This is a genomic window from Paenibacillus nuruki (assembly GCF_963311185.1).
GTDB lineage: Bacteria > Bacillota > Bacilli > Paenibacillales > Paenibacillaceae > Saccharibacillus > Saccharibacillus nuruki.
The window spans coordinates 3677611-3694465 of sequence record NZ_OY725677.1; the positions used below are offsets into that span (position 1 = coordinate 3677611).

General features: G+C 39.5%; 14 protein-coding genes. 6 read left to right on the forward strand and 8 right to left on the reverse strand.

What is annotated here, in order from left to right:
* Positions 1 to 8: 8 nt before the first annotated feature.
* The 5 genes from RCP16_RS16295 to RCP16_RS16315 form a co-directional block, all read right to left on the reverse strand.
* Positions 9 to 812 (reverse strand): energy-coupling factor transporter transmembrane component T family protein, encoded by an 804-nt coding sequence (locus tag RCP16_RS16295; protein ID WP_308640820.1) that lies wholly within the window; start codon positions 810 to 812, stop codon positions 9 to 11.
* A complete protein-coding gene (locus RCP16_RS16300; protein ID WP_308640821.1) occupies positions 805 to 1662 on the reverse strand; it encodes an ATP-binding cassette domain-containing protein in 858 nt (285 codons plus the stop codon). Before RCP16_RS16300 ends, RCP16_RS16295 begins: the two co-directional genes overlap by 8 nt.
* Positions 1638 to 2447, reverse strand: a complete 810-nt coding sequence (locus RCP16_RS16305) for an energy-coupling factor transporter ATPase (protein ID WP_308640822.1) — start codon at positions 2445 to 2447, stop codon at positions 1638 to 1640. The genes RCP16_RS16300 and RCP16_RS16305 overlap by 25 nt, the downstream gene beginning before the upstream one ends.
* Positions 2448 to 2460: 13 nt before the next feature.
* Complete coding sequence (locus RCP16_RS16310; protein WP_308640823.1) at positions 2461 to 3012, reverse strand: biotin transporter BioY; 552 nt, start codon at positions 3010 to 3012, stop codon at positions 2461 to 2463.
* A 177-nt stretch (positions 3013 to 3189) separates the two neighbouring features.
* Positions 3190 to 3519: a hypothetical protein gene (locus RCP16_RS16315; RefSeq protein WP_069329450.1), complete on the reverse strand. Its 330-nt coding sequence runs from the start codon at positions 3517 to 3519 to the stop codon at positions 3190 to 3192.
* Between the two features lie 207 nt (positions 3520 to 3726).
* On the opposite strand from RCP16_RS16315, the gene msrC reads away from it, so the two are divergent.
* Together msrC and RCP16_RS16325 are read left to right on the forward strand one after the other, a co-directional pair.
* Positions 3727 to 4206: a free L-methionine (R)-S-oxide reductase MsrC gene (msrC, locus tag RCP16_RS16320; protein ID WP_273593106.1), complete on the forward strand. Its 480-nt coding sequence runs from the start codon at positions 3727 to 3729 to the stop codon at positions 4204 to 4206.
* Positions 4207 to 4507: 301 nt separating this feature from the next.
* The gene (locus RCP16_RS16325) at positions 4508 to 5110 is read left to right on the forward strand and encodes a nitroreductase family protein (RefSeq protein WP_308640824.1); all 603 of its coding nucleotides are present in this window, start codon (positions 4508 to 4510) and stop codon (positions 5108 to 5110) included.
* Positions 5111 to 5327: 217 nt separating this feature from the next.
* Here the strand turns inward: RCP16_RS16325 and RCP16_RS16330 are convergent, their stop codons facing one another.
* Positions 5328 to 6008 carry a hypothetical protein gene (locus RCP16_RS16330; protein ID WP_069329453.1) on the reverse strand — a complete coding sequence of 227 codons (681 nt, stop codon included), beginning with the start codon at positions 6006 to 6008 and terminating at the stop codon, positions 5328 to 5330.
* A gap of 448 nt (positions 6009 to 6456) precedes the next feature.
* On the opposite strand from RCP16_RS16330, the gene RCP16_RS16335 reads away from it, so the two are divergent.
* From RCP16_RS16335 to RCP16_RS16350, 4 genes are all read left to right on the forward strand, one after another.
* Entirely contained in the window at positions 6457 to 7326 is an 870-nt protein-coding gene (locus tag RCP16_RS16335) for an ABC transporter permease (protein WP_241669423.1), read from the forward strand.
* 13 nt (positions 7327 to 7339) lie between these two features.
* Positions 7340 to 8281: a carbohydrate ABC transporter permease gene (locus tag RCP16_RS16340; protein WP_069329455.1), complete on the forward strand. Its 942-nt coding sequence runs from the start codon at positions 7340 to 7342 to the stop codon at positions 8279 to 8281.
* Positions 8282 to 8335: 54 nt separating this feature from the next.
* The gene (locus tag RCP16_RS16345; protein WP_308640825.1) at positions 8336 to 9886 is read left to right on the forward strand and encodes a DUF3502 domain-containing protein; all 1551 of its coding nucleotides are present in this window, start codon (positions 8336 to 8338) and stop codon (positions 9884 to 9886) included.
* Positions 9887 to 10349: 463 nt separating this feature from the next.
* Entirely contained in the window at positions 10350 to 14093 is a 3744-nt protein-coding gene (locus RCP16_RS16350; protein ID WP_308640826.1) for a collagen binding domain-containing protein, read from the forward strand.
* A gap of 104 nt (positions 14094 to 14197) precedes the next feature.
* Here RCP16_RS16350 and RCP16_RS16355 read toward each other — a convergent pair whose 3' ends face one another.
* Together RCP16_RS16355 and RCP16_RS16360 are read right to left on the reverse strand one after the other, a co-directional pair.
* Positions 14198 to 15010, reverse strand: coding sequence for a helix-turn-helix domain-containing protein (locus tag RCP16_RS16355; RefSeq protein WP_273593104.1), 813 nt, complete (start codon positions 15008 to 15010; stop codon positions 14198 to 14200).
* 185 nt (positions 15011 to 15195) lie between these two features.
* Complete coding sequence (locus RCP16_RS16360; RefSeq protein WP_308640827.1) at positions 15196 to 16566, reverse strand: dihydrolipoyl dehydrogenase family protein; 1371 nt, start codon at positions 16564 to 16566, stop codon at positions 15196 to 15198.
* Between the last annotated feature and the right edge of the window lie 289 nt (positions 16567 to 16855).

Here is a 16855-nt window from a genome sequence, read left to right on the forward strand (position 1 = left end):
TGATAGGTCTATATATTCATTATATTTAATAATAACAGACCTAGCGCAATTAGGATGGCGATAATCATCACGATATAATCGATAGATTGCCACTGTAGTTGTCGATACGATGTTCTGCCTTTACCTTTGCCATAAGCACGAGCATCGATCGCATCACTAAGATGTTCAGCCCGTTGAACAATCGTAAATAGCAATGGAACTAGAATAGGAGTATATGCTAGCACACGTTGTGGTAAGCGAAGTGTAGTGATATCGTATCCTCTTGCTTTTTGCGCTAACAAAATACGCTCTAATTCTTCTAAAATAGTCGGGATAAAACGAATTGCTATCACGATCATTAATGAAAATTGTTCAATAGGTACGTTGAGTTTGCCCAGTGGATACATTAATTTTTCTAACCCGTAGGCTAGTGTTAACGGCTTAGTCGTTAATGTTAAGATCGCTGCCAGTATGACTAACAAAATAATGCGCCACACCAAACGTACACCATTCTCTAATCCTTCTATCGTAATGTATAACCATCCCCATGACCAAATAACGGTGCCCTCTGTAAATAGCATATTGTAGACAAACGTAAATAATAAAATAACGACTAATGGAATCAGTCCACGCCAAAAAATAACAACTGGAATACGAGTGATTCCTACAATCATGACCACAAATAAACTAGCTACGATATAGCTAATTCCTGTATTCAGCCATATCAAGCTCAGCATAAATATAAATAAACTGATCAATTTCGTACGTGGATCTAAGCGATGAATAATCGAATGAGTCTCTACATATTGACCAATAAGTACGGGATTAGCCAAAAGTCTGCTCCTTTCGATGCCAAACAGGTATAATTTTGGCGAAAATATCTTGTTCACGGCAACTGTCTATCTCTATCTTCTGCCCGGAGCATTGTTCGATCAACTTCAATAATTGAATAGATTCTGGTAAAACCAATCCGCTTTGTTCTAATAGATGAGATTGCTCAATAAATAAAGTAACAGGATCATACTGTCCGATCAATCGACCTTGATGCAATAAAAGAACTTCGTCTGAATATTGAGCTACATCGTCCATATGATGAGACACCAAAATCAGAGTGCGATTCTCTTGTTGTTGCCATTGCTGAAGCCACTGTAGCATATCTGTACGACCGACAGGATCGAGACCTGCGGTAGGTTCATCGACAATCAACACTTGAGGATTCATCATTAAAACAGAAGCCAGTGCTACCCTTCTTTTTTGCCCGCCACTTAATTGAAAAGGCGCTAACTCTAATATGTCTTCGGATAGTCCTACTTGAGGCAAAATAGCTGTAATCCTTTGCTGGATTTCTGAAGCAGACCAGCGTTGTTGTTTGGATGCAAAAGCTAATTCTTTAGCTACAGTTGTCTCGAACAATTGATGCTCTGGATATTGAAAAACATAACCGATCTCAGGTCGAACCTTGACCTTTCCTTTGGCATCTGTTGCTACTGTTTGATCATTAACAAGATACTCTCCTTGGAATAGAGGAATTAATCCTTTCAATACTTGCACTAGTGTCGACTTGCCTGCTCCAGTCTGTCCAATCACTGAAATCCATTGGCCGGATTCAATCGTACAGCTTATATCTTGTAAAGCATGATGATCTTGATAACGTACACTTACCTGTTGGAGTTGATAGACCATTGTGTCTGAACCGCCTCTTTCCACTGGGGTGCCACAGGAGTGGTAAGTTGAAGGAGCTGATGAACACGCACAGCAAAAGGAACTTGTAATTGATACTGGGCTACAGGAACGTCTGTAAAAAAAGATTGTGGTGAGCCATCGAAGATCAGTTGTCCTTGATCAATCAGTAATACACGTTCTGCGGTTAACACTTCATCCATATGATGGGAAATATGAACAATCGTTATACCTTGTTGGTGAAGCTTGTGCATAATATGAAGTACCTGCTCTCTCCCTTGCGGATCAAGCATCGATGTCGCTTCATCAAAAATAATCATATGCGGACGCATCGCTAGTATGGCTGCTATCGCTACACGTTGCTTTTGCCCACCAGATAATTGATGAGGTTCTGCATCGATATGGGATTCCATCTGCACTGCTTGTAATGCTTCAAGTACTCGATATTCCATTTCAGCGCGGGGTACAGCTATATTTTCTAAGCCAAATAGCACTTCATCTCTAACCGTGGTGGTAATAAACTGATCTTCTGGATTTTGAAAAATATAGCCGATCTGTCGCCGAATATCTGCAAGTTCGCTCTGGTTAGATGTATCTAATGTGTTCCATTGCACTGTGCCCTGCTGGGGTAATACCAATCCATCGATCAACTTGGCAATCGTAGACTTCCCACAACCGTTGGCTCCGACAATCGCTACAAATTCACCTGGATGTATAGTGAAGCTCATATCTTCTATAATAGGCTGTCCTTTTTTATAATAAAAATGAACATGATTGAATGTCAGCATTCGTTCACTTCCTTTATTGATTAGCCTTTACTTCTATCGGACTAATCGCTTTTAACTGCCATACAATAATAGCGGCAATCACCGCTTTGATACAGTCTCCCGGTAAAAATGCAACACCTCCAACAAGCCCTGCCCATACAGAAGTATTCGTCACCCCTGCCATAAACGGAGCACCGATCAAATTGATCAACAATACGCCGAAAATGATATTGATCAGAATCATTTTCCATAATTTCAAATGAGACCATACTTTTTCGGTAGCATATCCGATACAAAAAGCAGCAATCGGCCAGCTCAATAGATATCCTCCTGTGGGTCCCACTAAAACAGATAATCCTGCACGTCCACCGGGTAGTACAGGCAACCCTATCGCTACCAAAACAAGAAATAAGAGCAAAGCAATACCGCCAACCTTTTTACCTAAAAATCCTCCAGCAATCATAACGCCCAGTGTCTGTACAGTAATCGGCACCGGAATAAATCCTAAAGGAATCGGTGGGATCAATGCGAATACACTAATAAGAGCAGCAAATAAGGCTGCATATACCATTTCTTTTGTTGTCATGTTCTAACCTCCGTTAATTGTTAACCACTTTATATAATTTAGGTTAACAATTAAAAGAAGTCAATTTATTTTTATAAATATACTGAAAAGAGCGTTGATATCCGCTTAGATAGCGAAGATCAGCGCTCTTTTCAATGGGAACGATATTAAGCTATAGATTGGAATAAAGAATAATCGTTAACCTACCACCGATGGTTCTTTATATGATTTGCGTTGACTTACCGATTTGGAAGAACCCGGAACCACTTCTCCGCACAATAGAGATAATCGTTTACGGATCGCTTTTAACTCTTGAATCCCTGTACCTGTGATTATATATTCATCGCTACTGGAGGTCAGCATATTTTCCTGTACCAGATATTCTAGTTCTTGCTTAATCTCACGTTCGCCTACACGATAACCCCGATCTTCCAGAAACGGTTGCATATCATTGACTGTTAATTTGGCTTCATGGGAATGGTGAAGTAGATGAATACGAATAAACAAATTCTGTACTTCAGCGTGCATAAATTCCTCTCCTTCCGGTTATTAGATTCACGCTGTAATTACCCGTCGCCCTAGAAGCGGAAACAATTTCTGGGTTATTTATTGATCATTTACCTAATCGTTGGGATGATGCACAATTTCGACTTTACTATTTGCAAATAAATAGAGCAGTTGTATACTGTTTTATAGGCTTGATGGTTATAATCTATTGGAAAAAAGGTGAAACTCATGTTTGAAAATATAGCGTATAGTGGTACGCGCGAAGAACAATACAAGACGGCTTTGAGTCAATTGAAAAGTCTAATTGCGGATGAGCCTGATCGTGTAGCGAATCTGGCTAATGCATCTGCGTTGCTAAAACAATGCTTAAACGATACGAACTGGGCAGGATTCTATCTATATGATGGTAAAGAATTAGTATTAGGTCCTTTTCAAGGATTGCCTGCTTGTATTCGCATCCCTTTAGGTAAAGGTGTATGTGGTACATCCGCTTCAGAACGTCGCACATTACGCATTGCGGATGTACACGAATTTCCTGGACATATCGCTTGCGATGCCGCTTCAAACAGCGAGATCGTTGTTCCTTTAGTCAAAGGCGATACGTTAATTGGTGTACTCGATATCGACAGCCCTCTAAAAGAGCGTTTTGATGCAGAAGATCAAGCCTTTTTAGAAGAATTTGCTGAAATATTGGTTGGCGCTCTATAATTGTAGTTCTCTAATCAAACATCGATCGTGTAAAAGATTAAACAGTAACTACTTTGATCTTATAAAGTAGTTACTGTTTTTTATGCTTGTACACAGGACAAGTGCTATTACAAGGAACATTCTTCTAACTCTACACTCTAAATTTATTCTATCCACATGTGTATAACTTTTTTCGGAAAGTTATCCTTATTTATCTTAATGTTAAGATTTTTTTGGATTACCTATTGATTTATAACAAATATGTAGTATCATTATAAAAGTAAGTAACAAACATTTATACATTCCAAGGAGGAAACACATTATGGCTTTAGACTTTTTCCAAGCACTTGAAAACAGACGTTCTATCTACGTAATCAGCAAAGAATCTCCAATTGAAGATAGCAGAATCCAAGAAATCGTTGAAGAAGCGGTAAAATATACTCCATCTTCTTTTAACTCTCAAAGCGCACGCGTTGTTGTATTACTAGGCGAGCAACATGATAAATTATGGGATATCACTACAGAAACATTGCGTGGTATTGTAAATAACGAAGAAGCGTTCCAAGGAACAGCTGACAAAATGAGCATGTTCAAAAATGGATATGGTACTGTATTGTTCTTTGAAGATACAGACATTATTACAAATCTTCAAAACCAATTTGAAGCTTATAAAGACAACTTCCCACTTTGGGGACACCATGCTAACGGTATGTTGCAATTGGTGATCTGGACAGCACTTGAAGCAGAAGGTCTAGGCGCTACACTACAACATTACAATCCAGTGATTGATGCAGAAGTAAAATCAACTTGGGATATCCCAGCACAATGGCAATTGGTTGCACAAATGCCTTTCGGTAAACCTGCTGCTCCTGCTGGCGAAAAAACATTCCAACCTGTTGAAGAACGCGTTAAAGTCTACAAATAAGTAAACCAGCGCACATAAGTTAGGATGAGGTCTAACAGGTAAATCATATATGCTAGCTGTTAGATCATCACTATCCATATGTACAACAAAAAGCACCTCTTATCCGAAAACTTTCCCTGTCATTCAGGGCAAGATTTAGCAGATAAGAGGTGCTTTTTCATTAGTACTCATTATAGATACAATCAAACTCAGACAAATGGCGAATATATTATGCTTATTAACCTGAACTTGTATCTTGATACTGCAAGCTTACGCGTTTAACATTACCCTCAGCGTCTAGTTCTAATTGAACCGTTTTGCCTGTCATATCAGCTGCGCCTGCTTCTACATTTTCTTCAAAATCAGCAGCTTTGTTATAAGATACTTCTTTTTCACCTTTTTTGATCATTACGGTCTTCGTATCTTCACTTACATACGTTCCGATTGGATCTTTAGTCGTATTATCTTCATCATTCGCTGCTTTAGCTAGTTCTGCACTGACAGCGGATTGACTTTGATTATCAATTTTGACACTGATCTCTTGTCCATCCATATTGTCTGGCAACGAATCGCCTTTTTCAAACGAACTTTTCTTCGGAATCACAACTTCGTTTCCGCTCACTTTAATCGTCAAATTATCTTCATTTTGACTAACAAAAGTACCTACTACATTAAAATCAGCATTCATATCTGATTTGTTCGGATCAGACGAATACTGTCTTAGATCCGCTAGGTCTGATTGCTCGCTCGCATTTTTTTGATCGGTTGTGCTGCTATCGGTCTGACCTGTATTTGGACCTTTATTTTCAGTCTGGTCTTGTGCAGCAGGTGTTGCGTCCGGGTTGGAACATCCGGTTACTGCTCCTGCAATCAATAGACTGCCTAGTACAGTAAGTGTCGTATACTTGAATGATGTCATTGGAATGATGCCCCTCTCTTTGAGAACAATAGATTAACGATTCTGTATGCATCTTCAATTAGATGCTTTCGTTACTCTTTACCCCAAATGCACAGGGTTCCAAACTATGAATCATTTACAATATTAAGCCTGCTATCATATCATGTCGAAATTGATCATACAACCTCTTTTTGTAACCCTTTTCATTTTTATGATTTACCCTTTTCTAAAATTCAAATCGTAGCAGAATGATGATGGTTAATAGCAGTATTGTGCAATAGAAAACGCAAAGAACCCCTTACAATAAAAAGAACAACAACACACTTAGCAAAATGTAAGCGCTACAAAAAAAGAAATGGTTTAAAGCACAAAGGAGGAATATCACTTGGATACAGCCAAATCGATCCCTGCTGTACGTGTCAAAAATTCCAAACGTAAGCATTTCCGCAACAGCCGTGTGCTCCTGCTGATGTGCTTGCCAGCTATCGTATTCTTTTGCATTTTTGCTTATCTACCTATGCCTGGATTATATCTGGCTTTTGTCAAATATAATTACACCGATGGAATATTCAGCAGTCCATTTGTCGGATGGGATAATTTCAAATTCCTTATTATTACCGGCGATCTCTGGCGACTCACCTTTAACACAGTGGCATACAATATTGCTTTTATTGTACTTGGTAATATTGCCCAGATCACCGTGGCTATTTTGTTAAATGAAATTCGCAAAAAATGGTTCAAAAAAATATCGCAAACGCTTATGTTTTTGCCTTATTTTATCTCTGCGGTGCTGATCGGTCTGCTTGCTTATAATATTTTGAGCTATGATTACGGGTTGCTGAATGGCATCTTGCGTTCTCTTCATCTTGATCCGGTCAAAGCTTACTCTGAACCTCATCTATGGCCATTTATTATTGTGATCACATATCTTTGGCAGACCACTGGATATGGATCAATTGTATATTTTGCCGCAATTATGGGGCTTGATAGTGAAATTGTAGAAGCTTCTGAGATTGATGGAGCCAATGCTTTCCAACGTATTATCTATATCGTTCTTCCATGGCTTAAGCCTACTTTTATTATTCTTTTGTTGTTCTCATTAGGTGGTATTTTGAAAGGAAACTTTGGACTATTCTTCAACTTGGTAGGTGCAAATAATACAGCGCTATATGCAAGTACAGATATTATCGAAACGTATGTATTCCGTTCCTTGATGACTAACTTTAACTTCTCTATGGGTAGCGCAGTGAGTCTATATCAATCTGTCTTTGGATTTGTTGTGGTATTAACAGCAAACTGGATCGTCAAAAAAGTATCGCCTGAAAATTCACTATTCTAGGAGGTGAACATGAATGGATATTCGCAATGAACGTGATCTGATTGGAGGTAATACTCCACGACCTGCACGGATTCGTACCGATTACACTGAAATCATTATGAGCTGGTTTGGTTACATTTTTATCGGGTTATTCGCCATTTCTTGTTTGCTGCCTTTTTTGATCATTCTAGGCACTTCTTTTACAAGTGAAGCGGCTGTCAAAAAGTTTGGCTTCAATATATGGCCTCATGAATTCAGTACTTTTGCTTACCAGATCGTTTTTGAAAATCCCAAATTGATTATCGGTTCTTATCTGGTCACGATGGGCATTACGATTGTGGGTACTGTGGTGGGTCTATTTATCGTAGCCATGACAGGCTATGCATTACAACGACCTGATTTTTCGTATCGTAATAAGATCTCATTTTTTATCTATTTCACAACGTTATTCTCCGGGGGATTGGTTCCCTTTTATCTACTGATCACTCAATACTTAGATCTCAAAGATAGTTACTTAGCTGTTCTTTTACCGGGGTTGTTAACTCCTTTTCTGATCATTATGATGAAAAGTTTTGTACGTTCTATTCCCCATGCGATCACTGAATCTGCGAAAATTGATGGCGCTGGCGATTTTACAATCTTTTTACGACTGATCTTGCCAATGACGACTCCAGCACTAGCTACGATTGGACTATTTATTGCACTTGGATACTGGAATGAATGGTATAACGCGATGCTATTTCTTTCACCGGATATGGATTATCGTCCCTTGCAGTTATTTTTGTATAACGTGGTAACCAGTGCAGACTTTATTCGTAACTCTGCGGCTTCATCAAATGTAGCGATGAGCGATGTTCCACTGGAAACGATGAAAATGGCAACTGCGGTTGTAGCGACTGGGCCTGTTATTTTATTTTACCCATTTGTGCAACGTTATTTTATTAAAGGGATTACTGTTGGTGCGGTCAAAGGCTAAGTTCATCCTACCGTCTATGCGAAAGATTCGCTTTTATTCTAAGGAGGTTAACAGATGTCCAGATTTCGTAAATTAACGATTTCAATACTGATTGCAGTGATGGTCATTAGTCTTGCAGCATGTGGAGGTAAAAAAGAAAGCAGTAGTGCAGGTGGCGATACTTCTCAATTCGTGACTATTAGCTTTGTCGTCTTAGGGGACAAACCAAAAAACGGTCAATTCGAAAAAGTGATGGAAAAAGTTAATGCTATTATGAAAGAAAAGATCAATGCTGAACTACAATGGAAATGGGTCGAATGGGCAGATTGGCAGACCAAATACAATCTGTTGCTTGCATCCGGTGAACCTGTAGATCTAGTGACAATCGGAACGGACTGGTTGGATACATGGTCTAATGCACAACGTGGTGCCTTTTTACCACTAGACGATCTTCTACCTAAATACGCTCCAAAAACGTGGAAAGAGATTCCACAAGAAGACTGGGCACAAAGCAAATACGATGGCAAAATCGTTCTTATTCCTGAGAACGATTACACGCAATGGATCAACCATGGATTCTTCTATCGTGGAGATTGGGCGAAACAAGCAGGCATTACAGAACCGATCAAAGATTGGAATATGATTGGCAAATATCTGCAATGGATCAAAGACAACAAACCTGATGTGATTCCTTATGATGTTCAAGCCAGTACAAGTAACTTTGGAGGTTGGGTGCAATCGTATACGCCTCATCTAGAGTTACCGATCTCGACAGGATATATGCCTATTTTCAACACCGAATCGTATGATGATCGGTATAAAGTCGTTAGCCCGGTATTTGAAGATACGTTCCTAGACTTTGCTAAATTGATGAAAGATTGGGCGGATAAAGGATACTGGCGTGAAGATGTACTAAACAACAAAAATGATGCACGTAACGCACTACGTGCAGGTCAGAACGGTATGGACAGTCATCATACACAGACATTCTCTGGACTTCGTGTACAAATGGATAAAGATCAACCCGGTTCTGAACTGATGATGTATCCGTTCTCCCGCACTAGCAATAATTTACTAGAAATGCCGATTACTCATGGCGGTGTATCTCTTGGTGCACATAGCAAAAATCCAGAACGTGCATTGATGGCATACGATCTTATTCGTAACGATAAAGAAGTGTACCAGTTGATTAACTATGGTATGGAAGGCGTTCAATATGATATCAAAGATGGCAAACGTGTACTTCCTGCGAACTACAATGAAACTAACGATTCATTCTATTCTGACTTCTGGGCAGGACGTATGGACAAATTTGAGATTCCTAGCGACACCACATGGGATAAGATCGGTACAATGTACGATGAGTACGACAAAATCAAAAAACCTTATCCGTATGGACAATTTGTATTTGACAAAACAGCTATTGAATCTGAATTAACGGCTATCTCTCAAGTCACAGGCGAAATGGGACCTGCGATCTCTTATGGTAAAGCAGGCGATCCTGCGCAAGCTGTTCAAGAGTATCGGGATAAGCTCAAATTGGCTGGTTATGATAAAGTAATCGCTGAGCTACAACGTCAATTAGATGCTTATAAAGCGCAAATGGATAGTGCCGGTACGAAATAAAAATTAAAGCTTAAATCAAAAGTAGGAGATCCTAAAGAATTATCTTTTAAGATCTCCTACTTTATTTTCATTTTCGACAAGGTGTTACAAAACTTTCTTCCTGGTTTATAAACTATCATTGGCTTGTTATAGTACTAGCGACTTATTTTTAAAATAGATACGATTTATTTATGCGTTTCTATCGGCTTGTATGATATAAATAATGAGTCAGTTTTAATTTCTAGTATTTGGTTTTGCTTCAATTCATTGTTTTGTATTTATTACTTGTCCAAAAGTTCCTGCCCAATTGCTAAAAGTTGTTGAGAAATTGTTCAGAAACAGCATGTATAATGTCAAAGCAGGTACTATCAAAAATGAAAGGAGCAACTCACACAAATAGCTTAATTTTAAAACTTACAGTAAGTCAACTATTAGTCGTCAGGCTCGCATGCCACTTATCATTCAGATTGCAAGGGGATATTAGATGAAAACAGCAAAACAAATAAGCGCATTCGTACTGTCGCTAATTCTTATGTTTCACCTTCTTGTTGGTGCAACTAGTACCATATACGCTGCCGATACAACACCAGCTAGCCCGGAATCTACTGATTCCTCTCAAGCCGTTCAATCGGGTTCTACAGATGCTACAAGTAACAATAGTCAATCTACTGTACAGTCGGATACATACGCCCCGACAGATGGAAGTGGATCTGGTAGTAATGGATCAACAGGAGATCCAGGTACAACTCCACCTACAGACCCTACCACTACAACGCCAGCTGCCCCGGACCCTGCTCCAGTAGCTAACTCACAAAGTATCTTAACGAATGTTACTATTGTTGATGCTAACAATAACGTAATCGATATGGTCAAAAATCCAGATTATCAGATCGAAGCAGGTGCTCCTGTCAGTCTGATCTATCAATGGCAATTGCCGGATAACGGATCATACAAAGCAGGTTCTACTTTTGAATTTGATATTCCTTCAGCATTCAAATTGTACAATGATATCAATAACGTGCCGCTCAGTTTTGATGGTGATTCTGTAGGTAGCTTCAATGTAACGACTAAAGGTCATGTTACGATGACATTTAACAAATTCGTTGAAGAACATTCTCAAATTGGCGGTATGCTTCAAGTTAATACTGAATTTAGCAAAGAAATCTTAACAGGCAGTACAGAAGTCAAGATCCCGTTTCCTATTAATGGTGCGGATCAAGTGATTGTTGTGTTTATCAAACCTCAAAAAGGTACAGCAATCAGCAAAAAAGGTGAAGTGCAAAAAAATCAACAAGTGAATTGGACGGTTGATGTTAATACCAATCTAAAACATGTTCAAAATGGTGTTCTAACCGATCCCATTCCAGCCGGTCTTACTCTTGATCCTAATTCGATTCATGTGTATGAGTTGAATGTCAATGTAGACGGTAGTACTAAAGTCGGTCAAGAAATCACTTCAGGTTATCAATTAACAACAAACCCTGCTGATTTCAAAATTACATTTGATCAAAGTATTCGCTCAGCTTACCGTGTGACTTACTCTACAAGTGTAGATAAAGGTACACAAACGAGCTATACGAATACAGCGACACTTACAAGTGATGTTGAATCAGTCAAAGCCAGTGCTACAGTCAGTGTCAAACGTGGTGAATTTTTATCTAAAAACGTAGTCGGCTATGATGATAAGACTCGCACCATCTCATGGGCTATCAATTACAACATGAATGAACAGCCCATTTCACAAGCCAAAGCACTACTTAAAGATCGCTTTAATGGCACACAACAATTCCTTCAGAATACATTTAAAGTGGTTAATGTAACGACAGGTACTACAATGGTCGAAGGTACAGATTATACGTTAACGCCTGTAACTAACGACAAAGGCACTAACGGTTTTGATCTTCAATTCAACTCTGATATTACTTCTGGTTACACAATCACTTATCAGACACAAGCTACTGGACGTGTCTATACCGATGAAAAAGTAATCAACAAAGTAACTTCAGACGGAACAAGCGAACAAGCAGGTCAAAACTTGCAAAGTACGATTTTTGTCAAAACATTAGCAGATGCCAATTATAGTAGTAAAATTGCGACATGGAAATTAGTTGTTAATCGCGATGGATATACAATGTCCAATGTAGCGATCAATGATTATTTCACTAACGGTGGCTTAGAATTTTTACCTTCTACGCTAGTGATTCGCAAAGCCGATGGCAGTAAGCTTCCAACTGCTGCTTATACGGTAACAACTAGCAATGCCAAGTCTGGTTTTGATATCAAATTTGCTCAAGACGTGACAGAACAGTTGACTATCCAGTATGGTACAACGTTCAATAACGATTGGAAAATAGATAAAACAAAACCTGAATTCTACAATGGTGCTAAATTGACTTGGACGGAGAACGGAACACCTCGTTCCCAGACGACAGAAGCACGCTTCTGGCCAGATAATATGACCGTTAATAACGGTTCTAAAGAAGGCGTCTATAATGCAACAACCAAAGAAATCACATGGACAATCAAAGCGAATTACAACAAAAAGGAACTACCTAATGCTGTGATTACAGATACACTTGAATCAGGTCAGACCTATGTACCTGGCTCACTTGAAGTGAACAATCTGAATATTTTAGGCTGGTGGAATGGTACTTCTAAAGGTTCTACAGTAGATCCTTCAGCGTATACATTCACTGCTCCAACGGCAGAAAGTACAAATGTACTAAAACTTGCTTTTAATAACACAATCAAAACACCTTACTGGATTACGTTCAAAACAACGCTTGAGAATCAAGTGATTGAATCGAACATTCATAATGAAGCTGTACTTCGTAGCGGAAATGATTATTATCCGTGGGCAGCTGTTGTTCAGATTCCTAAAGGTGGCGAATATGTCTCCAAAACAGGTACACAAGATGGAGATAAAATTAATTGGACGGTGTATATCAACCGTGGTCAATCGTATGTTGAAAATGCCAAAATTATAGATACTCCTACAACTAACCAAATGTTATCTGCTAGTTCTTTCCACTTGTTCGCAGCTAATGTAGCGAGCAATGGCGCACTTGCCAAAGGTAATGAATTGGTGAAAGATACAGACTATAAATTAGCATTTTTTGCAGGCGATGCACCTCGCTTTGAACTGACTTTCCTCAAACCGATCTCATCTGCATTCATTCTAGAGTATTCAAGTATGATTACAGCATCGGATAGAGAAAAAGTAAGCAATAGCGTAGCCTTTACAGGTAACGGTATCAAAACAGGTACACTCGTGACTCAGGAAGAAATTGAAGTTCGTACTTCTTCAGGTTCTGGTACGGGTTCTGGAGTAGTCGGTAAGTTATCTGTACAAAAAGTGGATAAAGACGATAAGAGCTTGCCGCTGGAAGATGCAACTTTCAAATTACAAGATGTAGCTCAAGCGAAGCCAGCGATCGAACTTACAACAGATGCACAAGGTCAAGTGATGTATACGAACCTGCTCTATGGTAAATATACATTGCAAGAAATCAAAGCACCTGCTGGATATGTTCTTGATCCAACGATTCATAATGTAACGATTGATGCGACTACTCAGAAAAAAGGCAACATGTTATCCATGACGATCACTAACGAAAAAACACCTGTTGTGATCCCGCCGGTAACAGAACCACCAGTAGTCACACCACCTGGAGGCGGCGGTGGTGGCGAAACACCTACGACACCAACAACGCCGACAACACCAGATGGTTCGACACCAACGACTCCTGGACAACCATCTAACAATGACGATGATGATGTTCCTGGTGGACGTGTAGAGCCTACACCGGATGATCCATTTGCAACGGTTCCAGTAAATGATGATCCGATTCCGCAAGGTAATACAGAACCAACACCGGATTCACCAACACAGCCGTCACAACCAGGGAATGAGCCGTCAACTCCGGTAAGCAACAATCCAACACCGGGTTCACCATCAGACCCAGAGGTTCCGATCAATGATGATCCGATCCCTCAAGGTAATGTACCTGTGACACCGGACAAAGATATTCCGGTTAACGATGATCCGATTCCTAAAGGAACAGTACCAACGAATCCGTCTAACCCAACAAGCACACCTGATGTGGATCGTTTGCCACAAACAGGTGAGTCCAGTAACATGCCTTTCTGGTTAGCTGGATCTGCATTATTATTGTTTGGATTGTTGATGAGACGTGTGCAACACAACAAACAAAATCGTTCTAAATAATAAAATGTAACTTCCGTTACATGAATACACAAAGCCCCTGTGCTAGAACAGAACGATAGCGATTATCGTTTCTGTTCTAAGCCACAGGGGCTTTTTTTGTGCCATTAAGAAGTCAGTATGATCGGTTGTAATGTATGTCCTTGGCGAAATGTCGATGGATTGACACCAAAGTGCTCAGCAAATTTACGGGAAAAATAAGTCTGTGAATTGAAGCCTACTTCATAGGCAATTTCGTTAATATACTGCGGGGTGAAACGTAACAGATATTCAGCTTGTTCTAGCCTCATACGTGTGACTGTATCGACGATGGTCTCCCCTGTCTCTGCTTTGTATAGATGTAACAATCGCGAAGGCGAAAGACAGACATGCTGTGCGAGATGCTCGATACGTATGTCTTCTTTGTAGTGTTCTTTCAAGTAATGAATGATCTCTGTAATTCTGGAATCGGTACGATCTTCTTGAGGCTCATAGTATACCGTAATCGATAGTAAAATTTCGCTAAGGGTATGAAAAGAAAGTTCATTATCATATCTGCTCACAGGCTCTGTGCAATATTCAAGCAGTCGTTCAAAGGCATGTTGGACACGTGAAGCTAAAATAGAATGATCGATTTGTATATGTAGGCTAGGACAGAAATCTTGAATACTTTTGAGTAGAATAGACCATTGAGGATGAGCGGTAAAATAACAACAAATGCCTTCCAAACGATGATGTGACGGCTGGCAGACGCTTTTTTGCATACCGGGTGGAATAATATCAATACTTCCTGCACGACATTCCAGACGATGATCCTGATCATGAATCATTCCCTGACCGGACAATGTATAAAGAATAACCCATTTCTGTTGCACCTGCGGACGGTAACAAGGCGATGGTCCAGCTAACAAATAACGATCAGCCGTTAATTCTGCATACATAGTAATACCCCTTTCCTTGTGATGATTACAGAATATACAGTCTCCTTCTCCAATAAATGTAAGCGCTTTATTTCGATGATATCTGAATTGTTAACGTCTGACAAGAGGGAAATTACGCAGTGCCATATAAAAAAAGCGCAATCCTTTGGATAAGGATTGCACTTTATAGATCTTTTTAACAATGACTATTCTTCTAAAAAGTACGATAGATCAGACATCGCTGTCGGATAACCATAGATTGTTTTTTTCCATTCATCAATATCCAGATCGAATTGAATCGCTGTTGCAAAATGATTAATCAAATCATCTGCTTCTCCGCTTAATATATGAGCACCTAGTACTCGTCTTGCTTGCGTATCTATAATGACTTTGATGCGAGCATGTTTTTCATTGGTTCGTTTGTAGGTGTACCATGAGGAAGTATCCATATCGTTTATTTTGATATCATCACCTAACTTTTGCGCTTCTTCAACAGTCATACCAACCGATGCTAACTTGGGAATAGTAAATACGATACTTGGCATCACTTTGTAATTCGGTATTTGCACATTGTGTTGAAGCAAATTCGCTCGTACCGCTTGAGACTCCATCCCTGCAATCGGAGTGAGTGGTAATCCTTTGGTTGCTGCTACATCACCAGCCGCATAGACACGTGGATTACTGGTACTTTGCAAATACTCATTCACCGTTATTCCTTGTTTCTCTGAATCAATATTGGCTTGATCCAGCCCAAGCTTATCGATATTAGGTACACGTCCTGCACCGTGGATCACCAGACCACATTCGATCTGTACCGATTTTTCTTGTTCATTAGATTTCTGCACAGCCTGTACGCTGTATTGATGTTCTGCTGTCTGCTTGATCGCTTGAATCTCTGTATTCAGATGAAATTGGATACCGACTTCTCGTGAACGCTTCATCAATTCATCCACTAAATCAGGATCAAAATGACTCAGTGGTTGTTCTCCATGATGGATGATATGTACTTCGGCTCCTGCTCTTACCGCAATATGAGCGAATTCCATCGAAATATAACCTCCACCGACAAATACAATCGTAGACGGCAATTGTTCCAAACTCAGGAAATCATCGCTGTTACCTAGATACTGCTCTCCTTCAATCGATAATGGAGCAGGCTTAGCACCCGTTGCAATTAAGATATGTTTGCCTTTCAGCTGATCGTCTCCTACTTGAACGGTATCTTCATTGATAAACGAAGTGAATCCGTGGAAAGTCTCAACACCTGCATCTTTTAATTTCTGTTCATGAGCAGGAGGAATATCTTCGACAAATGTTTCTTTAAAAGCCATCAGGTCTGCCCAGTTGATCGTCGGCTGATCTTGTACCCCTTTGCCACGCATTCGTTCGTTCCAATCAATTATCTCAGCCGCACCAACCAGAACCTTCTTCGGATCACATCCACGAAGCGCACAAGTGCCACCGTAAGCTCTCGAATCAATAATCGCTACTTTCCAGTCGTCTTTGCTACAAGCGATGGCTACACCTGCTCCTGCGCTACCTGTTCCAATAACAATCAGGTCATATTGCTTCTCCATCTTCATTTCCCCCTTGAGTCTTATTTATATATAACTTGTCGCAATATTGGTCTATGAATAACAGTCTCTTTAATACTTTAAACCTTAAAACAAGATAGCAATCTACCACGGTTTGTTAACGATTATTATTATTTTTAAAATATGGATAAATTAGTATTGGTTTTTTTCAATTTACGTGTTAAATTTTCAACATAATCATTTTATATACTGCCAAACGCTAGATTCGAAATGTAAGATATTTTGCCTCGCAAAAATCATTTCTTATAGAACTCGATCGCGTTTATACTGC